Origin of the sequence: Pseudonocardia sp. DSM 110487, assembly GCF_019468565.1 — a bacterium.
GTDB lineage: Bacteria > Actinomycetota > Actinomycetes > Mycobacteriales > Pseudonocardiaceae > Pseudonocardia.
This window is the reverse complement of sequence record NZ_CP080521.1, coordinates 4,015,932-4,027,465: the sequence shown is the minus strand read 5'-3', so window position 1 is coordinate 4,027,465 and position 11,534 is coordinate 4,015,932. Positions and strand designations below refer to the sequence as shown.

Below are 11,534 nucleotides of genomic sequence, written 5' to 3'. Positions count from 1 at the left end.
GCTCCGGTGTCACCGCGTGCGAGTCAGAGCTGCCAGGATCGCAACCACACCATCTGGGGCGACCGGCGCAGCGCGGACAGGGTGACGTCCGACAGCACGGCGTCGGTGTCGGTCAGGACGTACCCGTGTCCAGCACGGGTCGACAGCGACTGGCCGACCACGTTCACCCCGGCGTCGGCGAGCAACCGGTTGATCTCGGCCAGCACGCCGGGCAGGTTCTCGTGCAGGTACCCCATCCGGAACGCGCCCTGGGGATGCGGCGGAGCCACCTGCGGCAGGTTGACCGAGAGCGCCGTGCTCCCCGCCTCGACGAACTGCAGCAGCTTGTTCGAGACGAAGTGCCCGATCTCCTCCTGCGCCTCCTGCGTGGAGCCGCCGACGTGCGGGGTGAGGATGACGTTGTCGAGGCCGCGCAACGGCGAGTCGAACGGATCGCCCTGCGCCTTCGGCTCGAGCGGGAAGACGTCGATGGCGGCGCCGGACAGGTGCCCGGACCGGATGTGATCGCGCAGCGCGGCGTCGTCGACGACCATTCCGCGGGAGGCGTTGATGAACACCGCTCCCGGCTTCATCATCGCGAACCGCTCGGCCCCGAAGAGCCCTGCGTTGCCGGGCCTGCCGTCGACGTGGATGGTCACCACGTCCGACTCGGCCAGCAGCTCCTCCAACGACCCGACCCGACGCGCGTTGCCGTGGGCCAGGCGGTCGGCGGTGTCGAAGAAGATCACCCGCATGCCGACGGCTTCGGCGACGTTGGACAGCTGGGTGCCGATGTTGCCGTAGCCGACGATGCCGAGAGTGCGACCGCGCACCTCGTGGCTGCCCTTCGCCGACTTGTCCCAGACACCCTCGTGCATCCGCTGGGTCTTCTCCGTGAGCCGGCGCGCCAGCGCGACGATCTCCCCCAGCACCAACTCGACGACACTGCGGGTGTTCGAGTACGGCGCGTTGAACACCGCCAGGCCCCGCTCGGCCGCACTCTCCAGGTGCACCTGGTTGGTCCCGATGCAGAAACACCCCACCGCCAGCAGGTCCTTACCGGCGTCGAGCACCGCCGGCGTGACGGTGGTGTTGGACCGGATCCCGAGCACCGACACCCCCGGCAGCTCGGCGACGAGCTCGTCCTCGCTCAGGGAGCTCGAACGCACATCGACCTCCCAGCCTGCGCGCCGGAACGCCGCCGCCGCGACCGGGTGGATGTTCTCCAGCAGCATCGCCTTCACCCGACAAACCTAGGCGTGGACGGCATCGCGGCGGAAGCCGGCTCGTGCAGCCCTCACCGGCGATCGACCGATCGGGGGGCGGCACTCGCGGCGCACGACTGCTCGGATCGGCGATTACGGTCGCTGTCCTGGGAGGAAACCGGGGAGGACCAACGGTGATCACGGATCCGACGCTCATCCGGATCGGCCAGGCGGTGCAGCTGAGCCACCAGGGCGAGCGAGAGGCCGCTCGTCTCCTCTTCGCAGAGATCTGGGACGAGATCGGCGGCGAGCAGGGGGATCCCCTGCACCGGTGCACGCTCGCGCACGCGATGGCCGATGTGCAGGACGACGTGCGCGAGGAGCTGGTCTGGGACCAGCGAGCGCTGGCGGCCGCCGACCTGATCACCGACGAGCGCGTGGCGCAGGCCGGGGTGCCGCTTCCGGCAGGCGGCTTGTACCCGTCATTGCACCTGAACTTGAGCGAGTGCCATCGGAAGCTGGGCGACCTCGACCGTGCTCGTGAGCACCTCCAGCAGGCGCAGGCCACGATCGACGCACTGGGCGACGACGACTACGGGCAGATGATCAGGGATGGCCTCGCGCGGGTGGCCGAACAGCTGAGCTGACCCATCCGCACCCGATACCGGCAGATCACCGGGGCGATCAAGGGCTAATGGTCGTGATCGGAGATCATCTAGCGACCATTTCGCCTTGATCGCCGCATTACCCCCAGAATGGGCAGCTTGATCAGCAGTTCGGCGCGTTCCCGGGTCATTTTCGCCCGAGAACGCGCCGAAGCCTCGATCATGCCCGCCTGAACCGCCTCCGGTGGCGCCGCGCGCCCTGAGGGGCAGGCCCCTGGCCAGCCCGCGCTGCATGCCCCAGGTCCACACCCGGCCCGACCAGACCCCGGCGAGCGAATGCGGTCACCCCACTAGGTGATCTTCGATCGCGGCGAACAGCCCCTTGATCGCCGCACTGGCCGGGTCTCGGTTGCCTTCGACGCGAAGCGGGCACGCATCCCACCTGCGGGACTCCCGCAAGATCCAGCGAGGGCACTGAGCCTTCACCCTCGGGCTGACCAACACTGCCCGACGCAGCGAACCTCTCTCCCCGTAATGATCAAGCTACCCACCGTGACGACCCGCCGCCCTGGTCGTTATGGCGGTGAAGGACGACGCGGAAGGTCCCGTGCTCCCCCGGTGCACGACCAGGAAACCCCACGCGGCCGGGCAGTCGATCGCCCGACGAATTCGAATCCAGTGAGGAGTGACGCACGATGATGTGGTCATGGTCGGAGATGCCAGTCGCTTGGGGATATGCACTCACGATGACAGGCATGATATTGCTCTGGACCCTGGTGATCTTCGGAGCGATCGTCCTCGTCCACTATTTCGGCCGATAGACCGGGCCGCGGTCGGAGTGGTCGGCCCGGTGCGACGAGAGCGGCGAACGTAGAGTCCGCTCCATGGGTGCCATGGGCGTGGTCGTCCGCGGTCGGCGACCTCCGTCGAACTCCCCCGCTGCCGCGAACGGGCGTCATCCGTGACCGACCGGGTAACGCGCGCGGACCATGCGTCTGCGCAATCGGTGTGGGCGCCGCTGCGGATCGGTTCGTTCCGGGTGCTCTGGTTCGCCCAGCTCGGCAGCATGCTCGGCGTCTGGATGCAGACCGTGGGCGCGCAGTGGATCCTGGTCGGGACCCCGGACTCGGCGGCGCTGGTCGCCCTCGTCCAGGTGGCCACGACGTTGCCGATGCTGCTGTTCGCCCTGCCGGCCGGCGCGCTGGCCGACATCATGGACCGGCGTCGGCTCCTGATCACGGTGCAGCTGTTCCAGCTGGCGGTCGGCGCCGGCCTCAGCATCCTCACCGCGCTCGACCTGATGCCGCCCGCGCTGCTGCTGACCTTCACCTTCCTGCTCGGCTCCTGCCTGGCCGCGACGCTGCCGGCCTATCAGGTGGTCGTGCAGGAACTGGTGCCGCGCGACCAGGTCCGCGCGGTCGCCTCGCTCGGCGGGGTCGCGGTCAACGGAGCGCGCGCGGTCGGTCCCGCGCTGGCCGGCGCGCTGCTCGCGCAGGTCGGCCCGAGCGTCGTCTTCGCGGTCACCGCCGTGGCCGCGCTGGCGTTCGTGCTGGGCCTGGCGGTCACCCGCCGGCCACCACCCGACGTCGGGCTGCCGCCGGAGCGATTCGCCAGCGCGCTGCGCGCCGGCGGGCGCTACGTGCGCAACTCGCCCGCCGTGCGGCGGATGCTGCTGCGGGTCGTGCTGTTCGTACTACCCGGTGCCGCGATCTGGGCGTTGCTTCCCGTGGTGGCCGCCGACCTGCTCCACACCGGTTCCACCGGCTACGGCCTGCTGCTGGGCACCCTCGGTGCCGGCGCCGTCCTCGGCGCAGCCGTCCTGCCGCAGGTCGGCGGGCGACTGTCGCCCAACCAGCTGCTCGTGGTGTCCGGAGGTCTCTTCGCCGCGTCACTGCTGGCCTGCGTCACGGTGACCAACCTGCTCGTACTGGCGGCACTGCTCGTGCCGGCCGGCATGGCATGGCTGGCCGTCCTGATGGGCATCACCGGGGCGCTGCAGGTGTTCCTGCCCGGCTGGGTGCGCGCCCGCGGCCTGTCGATGTTCAACGTCGCCTTCGCCGCGTCACAGGCGTTCGGCTCACTGCTGTGGGGGGTCGTCGCCCAGTGGTTCGGGCTGGTGCCGACCTTCGTCGCCGCCGCCGTGGTCATGGCGGCAGGGGCGGCGACGGTGCGGATCTGGCCGCTACCCGACGTCGCGGACTGGGACCGCACTTCGGCCGTCTACTGGCCCGAACCAGAACTCGCCTACGAACCGGACCCGCACGAAGGCCCCGTCCTGGTCACCGTGCGCTACGTCGTGTCCCGGGAACACGAAGCGGAGTTCCTCGACGCGATGGAGCTGGTACGGCTGGGCCGCCTTCGCACGGGCGCGACGAGCTGCTCGCTGTATCGCGACGGAGCTGAGCCGTCGACGTTCGTCCTGGTCGCGCTGTACCCGACCTGGGAGGAGCACCTGCGCCAGCACACCGGTCGGCTCACCGGCACCGATCGGGAACGGGAGGAACGCGCCAACGCCCTGACCATCGAGGAGCCAGAAGGCGCGCACCTCTTCCCTGCCCACCGGGACAACTAGGAAGGATGGGACTCGTCCATGCCCCCGAGCATGGACGAGTCCCGTGCACGATGCCGCGCATGGCGGGCTTCGTCGGCCGCTGGTCGAGCGGTTGACGAAGGTTCAGTCGAGGGACAGCCCCGCGGCCGGGGTCACCCGGGCGGCCCGCCGTGCCGGGACAACCGCGGCGAGGAGCCCGGCAAGGGCGGCGACGAGGACGACCGCGCCCAGCGACGGCCACGGAACCTGCATGGTGGCATGGGTCAGGGCCCGCTTCACGAACGTCTCATAACCGACCCAGGCGAACCCGACTCCGATCACGGTGCCGAGCAGGGCCGCCACCGCCGACAGCAACACCGCCTCGGCCGCCAGCATTCGCCGCAACTGCCCACGCGTGAGCCCGAGCGCACGCAGCAGCGCATGCTCACGGGCCCGTTCCAGCACCGACAACCCCATGGTGTTCGCGATCCCGATCAACGCGATCGCCACCGAGACACCCAGCAGCCCGATCGCCGCCCCGGCGAGGAGGTCCCGCTCCCGGTTCGCCGCCGCCTGGGCCTGTAGCTGGTCCTCCAGCTGAATCCCGGCCGCGTCCGCCAGCCCGTCCAGGTCGTCGACGAGCGTCAACGGGTCGGCGTCGGCGGCGGCGCGGACCCAGATGACACGCGGTTCGGGCGCGTCGGTGAGCTGTGCCAAGGTCTCCGGCGCGACCAGCCCGGCCCGGCCCCAGCCGGAGAGGGAGATGACCTTCAACTGGACCTGACGGTCCCCGACCCGCACCGTGACCTGATCCCCCGGCTTGATGCTCGGGTCCACGAAGGCACCCAGATCGATCCTGATCGTCCCCGAGTCCACCCCCTGGGCGAAACTCCCGCCGTCGCGGGCCACCCCCGCCGCGCCCGGCGCGGTCAGGACCGGCAGCGGATCGTCGAACCCGGACACCTGGGCCACCGCGCCGTCCACCGCGATGGCCTGCTCGACACCGGGGGTACGACGAACCTGGTCGAGGAGGTCGGTGCCGACCGGCTCGTCGAGCGAGGTGAGCGCGGCGTCGATGGGGTTGTGCCGGACCCGGACCTCGTCCATCCCCGCCCGCCAGGTGGCCATCCCGGTGAGCACCGCGGTGGTCAGGGTGACCCCGACCAGCAAGGCGGCGGTGGTGGCAGCCGTCCGGCGCGGGTTGCGCACGGCGTTCTCGGTCGCGAGTCTCCCCCGTGCGCCCAGCAGCACCCCGACGATCCGGACCAGGCGGGGCACCAGCACCGGCCCCACCAACAGCACCCCGGCGAACACCGACGCCCCACCGGCCACCATGAACAGCGTGCTGTCCCCGAGCATCGCCACCGCGAGCAGCGCCGGCCCGGCGAGCAGGAGCAGCGCAGCGAACACCAGCCGGGCCCGGCCGGTGGCGGTGCGCCCATCGAGGGCGGCCTGCGGGCGCAGCGCCGCCAGCGGGCTCACCGCGACCACGTGCCGGGTCGGCAACCAGGACGCCAGCATGGTGACCAGCACGCCGACGGCGAACCCGCCCACCAGCCACGGCACCGGTAGTGCCGGGGCAGCCAACGGGGTGGTCAGGGCCAGGGTGTTGATCAACGGGAGCAGGCCGTAGCCGAGCCCGATGCCGAGCAGCGTCCCGGCCAGCGAGGCGAGTACGCCGACGGCGGCCGCCTCCCGACGGACCGAACCCAGGACCTGCCCCCGCGTCGCGCCGACGCAACGCAGCAGCGCGAAATCCCGCAGGCGCCCCGCCAACAGGATCGAGAACGTGTTCGCCACGACCAGAACCGAGACCACCAGCGCGACGCCGGCGAACAGCAGCAGCATCAACGTGATCATGTCGGTGTCGTTGTTGAGCCTGGCCAGGCCGTCCCTGACGTACTCGTCCCCCGACCACACCCTCATCCGGTCCGGGACCGGACCCACTTCCCCGCGCACCGCCACGCTGCCCACGTGGAAGGTGGGTTGGTCGCGCCACTGCAGGTACTGCGGCCAGGTGACGTACATCGAGGCCTGGGTCCACGTGGTGGGGGACACCACGAGGCCGACCACTTCCAGGTCGGTTGCGGTGGGGCCCTCGCCGACCCGGATCCGGTCGCCGACCGCGACCTCCTGGGCCTGGGCGTCCCACACATGCATCACCGCCTCGCCCATCCGTGCCGGGAAGCGACCGGAGACGAGCTTCTGCCAGCGCAGCTCCTCCGACGCGGCGATCGGTCCCACGGTCGTCTTGCCCCGGAACTGGCCCGAGCCGAGCGGGGCGCCGCCTTCTCGGTGCGCCGGCAGGTCGACCCGGCCGAGCCCGGATGCGTTGTCGCCGAGGCGGTCGATGAGCGCGATCGCGTCCGACAGGTCCAGGGTGTCGGGGCAACACGGCGGTCCCGGATCGGGTCCGTCCTCGGGGGCGTCGACCACGTAGTCGGCACCGCGGTAGGGCGCCCCGGAGTTCTCCATGAACCCCGCCCGGGCCCCGGAAGTGAGCACACCGATCACGACGACGAAGGCCACCGACACGGTCACCGCGATCACCGCCGCCACATACCGGCGGACGTGGATACGCAGCGAGGCGAGGAAGACCGTGCGCATCAGGCGATCAACCCGTCCTGCATGCTGACCACGTCGTCGGCGTAGGTCGCGGCGTCCCGGTCGTGGGTGACCATCACCACGGTCTGGCCGAGCTCGCGCACCGAGCGGCGCAGGTGCTCCAGCACCTCGGCCGAGGTGGTGGAGTCCAGGTTCCCAGTGGGCTCGTCGGCGAACAGCAGGTCCGGGCTCGTGATCAGCGCCCGGGCGATCGCGACCCGTTGCTGCTGGCCGCCGGACAGCTCCGCGGGTCGGTGACCGAGCCGGTCGGCCACGCCCAGGGTCTCGGCCAGGGTGCGTGCGCGTTCCCGGGTCGCGTCGTCGATCCGCGCACCGCCCAGCTCCAGCGGGAGCAGGATGTTCTGCTCCGCGGTGAGCATCGGCAACAAGTTGAACGACTGGAACACAAAGCCGACGTGCTCGCGGCGGAAGATCGTGAGGGCGTCGTCGTCGAGTGACCCGAGGTCGGTGCCCGCCACGGTGACTGTTCCGCCGCTGGCCTGGTCCAGCCCGGCCAGGCAGTGCATCAACGTGGACTTGCCCGACCCGCTCGGCCCCATGATCGCGGTGAACCGCCCCCGAGGCAGATCCAGATCGACCCCACGCAAGGCATGCACCGCGGTGTCGCCCCGGCCATAGATCTTCGTCAGGCCCCGCGCGCTGGCCGCCAAGCTCGGTTGGGTCGCCGGCGGGGGGTTGCCGAGCATTCTGGTCACTGCTGCATCCTCGGATCGTGCGTGGGGTCGGGGTACATGCGCGGACAACCGCGATCGACGGCGTCGGGGCGCAGTTCGAAGTGCCACGGCTCGTTGCGGTAGATCTGGCACAGCCCGTAGTCGGCGCCGTGCTCGGACAGCCACACCGCGGCGCCGGTGGGCCCGATGTCGACCGCCTCCCCCGACACGTGAGCCGAGGTGTCCGCGGTGGCCACCCATCGGGCGGCTTCCTTCTTCGAGCCGTACTTCGAGATCGCCTCGTCGAGTAGGTGTTCCTGATACGCCGGGGAACGCCAGCCGCTGTTGACGACGAACTCGACCCGGTCGTCCTCAGCGTCCGTCGCCGCCTGACGGAGGGCCTTGAGCAGACCCGCATCGAGGTTGGCCACGGCCGGAACGTCGTCGTCGAAGACCGTCAGGCCGTCGGGGACGGCACCGTCGGCCTCGCCGAGTGCACCACCGCGGTCACCGTGCCAATCGCCGCTGCCTGGTGGAGGGGGACGCCCAGGAACGTCATCTGGCTGCCGGTCCGGCGATGGTGCCTTACTTGCGGGAGCGGATCGCGCGGGGGCATCGGACGCCCCCCAGGGAGACGAGGACATCAATGTCTGGTAACCGAACGTTCCGGTCACAGCGGCGATGGCCACCGCCATGACGATGAGGACCGTCAACCGGGTCGGGCCGGCGGCTTTTCGTACTGGTCCGCGGTGGGACGCGCCGCCGGTCGATGCGGCGTGGTCGTGCCAGGACGGAGGCGGTTGCCGGTACGCCGGCGACATGCGCCGGCTCGTGCCATCAGGAGCATGCGTGTGCCGGTCGTTGCGGACGGGCCCTGCCTGGTAGCGACCGACCGCGATGGGTTGCGTCGGGAAGCGATCGCCGAACGGATCGTCGTTGCCGATTGCGGCAACGCGCTCGGCGACTCCGGCCGGCGCCCGAGTCATCCGCCATTCCCTGGGTTCTGTTCCCGCTCCTCGGGCGAACGGGTGTCGCACTTCTCGCTCGCGGACTTCATGTCCGGGTCGTCGCCGTAGTACAGGATGGCCCCGTTCGCGTCGGGGTCCGGGAAATCCTCCACGCCGTTCTCGCGCATGCACTTGGCGGACTCGCGGCGTTCCGTCAGCAGCTGTTGCAGCTCGGCGGGACTCGGAGTGGCTCCCGCAGGGCTGTTCTGGCCGCCGCCGCTGCCGGTCGCGGCGGGTGCGGTCGAGCAGGCCGTGCCGATCAGGGCGACCATGGCGACGGCGGCCAGCAGCCGTCCGGGCGGCGCCGTGCGCAGTCGCGTCGGCGCGCCGTGCCCCGAGGACGCCAGAGATCGGGCTGCTGCTCGTGCTGGTTCCCGGTAGATCATGCCTGTAGTGAAGGCACCGTGATGTTGTCAGCACGTATCCGGTTTCCGATATGCCGGCGATATGCGCGGCCTCGTAGCATCGAGAACTTGTGCGTGTGTTGATCGTCGAGGACGAGCCCTACCTGGCCGAGGCAATCCGCGATGGGCTGCGCCTCGAGGCCATCGCGGCCGACATCGCCGGAGACGGTGACGTCGCCCTCGAGCTCCTGAGTATCAACGCCTACGACATCGCCGTCCTCGACCGCGACATCCCCGGACCCAGCGGTGACGAGGTCGCCGAACGCATCGTCGCCTCCGGCAGCGGCATGCCGATCCTCATGCTCACCGCTGCCGACCGGCTCGACGACAAGGCCTCCGGGTTCGGACTGGGCGCCGACGACTACCTCACGAAGCCGTTCGACCTCCGGGAGCTCGTGCTGCGGCTCAGAGCCCTCGACCGCAGGCGCGCCCACAACAGGCCACCCGTTCGCGAGATCGCCGGCCTGCGTCTGGACCCGTTCCGCCGCGAGGTCTACCGCGACGGCCGCTACGTCCCGCTCACCCGCAAGCAGTTCGCCGTGCTCGAAGTCCTCGTCGCCGCCGAAGGCGGTGTCGTCAGCGCCGAGGAACTCCTGGAACGCGCGTGGGACGAGAACGCCGACCCCTTCACCAACGCCGTGCGCATCACCGTCTCGGCACTGCGCAAACGCCTCGGCGAACCCGCGATCATCGCTACCGTGGCCGGGGTCGGCTACCGCATCGAGACGGCGGCCGGCACCCGGTCGTGAGGGAGGAGACCGTGAACAGGCGGCCCGGGTTGAGCGTTCGCCTCAAACTCACCCTCAGCTATGCCGGGTTCCTCATGCTCGCGGGTGCCCTGCTGCTCGCGGCGGTGTGGGTGTTCCTGCTGCGCGGAACGCCCACCAGCTACTCCTTTCCCGACCTCTCCAACCTCCCGCTCGTCTTCCAACGAGGCTCCTTCGGCCCGGCTGTCTTCGGTCCGGCGGCAGTCGTGGTGATGGCATTCCTGCTGGTGTTCGGTCTCGCGGGAGGGTGGATCCTCGCCGGCCGCATGCTCGCCCCGCTGACCCGCATCACCTACGCCACCCGCGTTGCCGCGAACGGGTCGCTCTCCCACCGGATCCGGCTACCGGGCCGCGGAGACGAGTTCCGCGAACTCGCCGACGCCTTCGACTCGATGCTCGCGCGGCTCGAAGCCCACGTCGCCGAACAGCAGAGATTCGCGGCGAACGCCTCGCACGAACTGCGCACCCCGCTGGCGATCTCGAAGGCACTGCTCGACGTGGCCCGCACCGATCCGCACCACGACACCGGCGATCTCGTCGACCGCCTCCACGCCGTCAACACCAGGGCGATCGACCTCACCGAGGCGCTCCTCCTGCTCAGCCGCGCCGACCGACGCTCCTTCACCCGAGAACACGTCGACCTGTCGCTCGTCGCGGAAGAAGCCACCGAAACGCTCCTCCCCTTCGCGGAGAGGCGCGGCGTCACGATCGAGACCTGCGGCGACATCGCTCCCACCATCGGATCGCACGCCCTGCTGCTGCAGCTGGCCACGAACCTCGTGCACAACGCGATCGTCCACAACCTGCCCGCAAAGGGCACCGTATGGGTCAATACCAGCGTCCGCCCCCGGATCGTGGTGCTCACCGTCGAGAACACCGGCGAGAAGCTCACGTCACAGCTGGTCTCGACGCTCACCGAACCATTCCTGCGCGGCACCGAACGCATCAGCACCGACCACGCGGGAGTCGGCCTCGGCCTGGCGATCGTCAACAGCATCGCCCAGGCGCACGACGGAACGCTCACTCTCGCCCCCCGGGCAGCGGGCGGGCTCCGCGTCACGGTGAAATTACCCGCCGCGCCACCGCACACCGGCGGCTGACGATCGTGCAGCCGCCCCGGCGCGCGCGTCAGGCGCGCACCATGCGCATGCAGCTGTCCGTGACGAACCGCGAAACCTCATCCAGCGAGAGGGGGCCGCCCGGCCGGTACCAGCGCCAGACACTGACGATCAGCCCCAGCAGGCCGCGCGCCGACAGCTGCGGGTCGCGCCGAGCGAACTCCCCGGACGCCATCCCGCGTTCGAGGAGCTCCTCCCAGTTGCGCTCGATACGTGCCACCAGGTCGCGGCTGGCCATGCGCTCGACCTCCTCGCGCTCGGAGGCCCGGGGGTTCGCGAGCAGGGAGACGTTCGCCTGGAGGATCCGGTTCTGCTGGACCTCGAGCTCCGAGACCGCGTAGGCGGCGCCGACGGCCGCGCGCAACGCGTCGAGGTCACCGGAGGCGCCGGACACCGCCTCCCGGAAGGCCGTCTCGGAGTTGCGCAGCCCGAGCCGCATGATCGTCAGCAGGCAGTGCGCCTTGGACTCGAAGTAGTGGTAGAGCGCGGTCTGCCCGATCCCGACCTCGTCGGCGATGTCGGACCACTTCGTCGCCTCATAGCCGACATCACCGAACTTGGTGACGGCCGTGGCCAGGATCGCGGCACGCTTGGATCGCGGCCCGTCCTGCGCCTCGGTCAGCGCCGCGATGCTCACCGGA

General features: G+C 70.4%; 10 protein-coding genes. 4 read left to right on the top strand and 6 right to left on the bottom strand.

The features are described from left to right. Nucleotides 1-23 precede the first annotated feature (23 nt). Nucleotides 24-1,214, bottom strand: a complete 1,191-nt coding sequence (serA, locus tag K1T35_RS18785; protein WP_370645512.1) for a phosphoglycerate dehydrogenase — start codon at nucleotides 1,212-1,214, stop codon at nucleotides 24-26. A gap of 164 nt (nucleotides 1,215-1,378) precedes the next feature. Here serA and K1T35_RS18780 point away from each other — a divergent pair, with 164 nt between their 5' ends. Then, nucleotides 1,379-1,831 (top strand): hypothetical protein, encoded by a 453-nt coding sequence (locus tag K1T35_RS18780; protein ID WP_255622204.1) that lies wholly within the window; start codon nucleotides 1,379-1,381, stop codon nucleotides 1,829-1,831. Nucleotides 1,832-2,750: 919 nt separating this feature from the next. After that, nucleotides 2,751-4,361 carry an MFS transporter gene (locus K1T35_RS18775; protein WP_220261418.1) on the top strand — a complete coding sequence of 537 codons (1,611 nt, stop codon included), beginning with the start codon at nucleotides 2,751-2,753 and terminating at the stop codon, nucleotides 4,359-4,361. A gap of 102 nt (nucleotides 4,362-4,463) precedes the next feature. Here K1T35_RS18775 and K1T35_RS18770 read toward each other — a convergent pair whose 3' ends face one another. The 4 genes from K1T35_RS18770 to K1T35_RS18755 are packed head-to-tail and all read right to left on the bottom strand — an operon-like array spanning nucleotide 4,464 to nucleotide 8,990. After that, nucleotides 4,464-6,926, bottom strand: a complete 2,463-nt coding sequence (locus K1T35_RS18770; RefSeq protein WP_220261417.1) for an FtsX-like permease family protein — start codon at nucleotides 6,924-6,926, stop codon at nucleotides 4,464-4,466. Then, the gene (locus tag K1T35_RS18765) at nucleotides 6,926-7,630 is read right to left on the bottom strand and encodes an ABC transporter ATP-binding protein (protein ID WP_220262697.1); all 705 of its coding nucleotides are present in this window, start codon (nucleotides 7,628-7,630) and stop codon (nucleotides 6,926-6,928) included. Before K1T35_RS18765 ends, K1T35_RS18770 begins: the two co-directional genes overlap by 1 nt. 5 nt (nucleotides 7,631-7,635) lie before the next feature. After that, nucleotides 7,636-8,583 carry a M15 family metallopeptidase gene (locus tag K1T35_RS48960; protein ID WP_255622200.1) on the bottom strand — a complete coding sequence of 316 codons (948 nt, stop codon included), beginning with the start codon at nucleotides 8,581-8,583 and terminating at the stop codon, nucleotides 7,636-7,638. Beyond that, nucleotides 8,580-8,990: a hypothetical protein gene (locus K1T35_RS18755; RefSeq protein WP_220261416.1), complete on the bottom strand. Its 411-nt coding sequence runs from the start codon at nucleotides 8,988-8,990 to the stop codon at nucleotides 8,580-8,582. Before K1T35_RS18755 ends, K1T35_RS48960 begins: the two co-directional genes overlap by 4 nt. An 89-nt stretch (nucleotides 8,991-9,079) precedes the next feature. Here K1T35_RS18755 and vanR-Sc point away from each other — a divergent pair, with 89 nt between their 5' ends. Then, nucleotides 9,080-9,757 (top strand): VanSc-type vancomycin resistance response regulator transcription factor VanR, encoded by a 678-nt coding sequence (vanR-Sc, locus tag K1T35_RS18750; protein ID WP_220261415.1) that lies wholly within the window; start codon nucleotides 9,080-9,082, stop codon nucleotides 9,755-9,757. An 11-nt stretch (nucleotides 9,758-9,768) separates the two neighbouring features. Further along, the gene (locus tag K1T35_RS18745) at nucleotides 9,769-10,875 is read left to right on the top strand and encodes a HAMP domain-containing sensor histidine kinase (RefSeq protein WP_220261414.1); all 1,107 of its coding nucleotides are present in this window, start codon (nucleotides 9,769-9,771) and stop codon (nucleotides 10,873-10,875) included. A 28-nt stretch (nucleotides 10,876-10,903) separates the two neighbouring features. Here K1T35_RS18745 and K1T35_RS18740 read toward each other — a convergent pair whose 3' ends face one another. Further along, nucleotides 10,904-11,530 (bottom strand): TetR/AcrR family transcriptional regulator, encoded by a 627-nt coding sequence (locus tag K1T35_RS18740; protein ID WP_220261413.1) that lies wholly within the window; start codon nucleotides 11,528-11,530, stop codon nucleotides 10,904-10,906. Nucleotides 11,531-11,534: the final 4 nt, after the last annotated feature.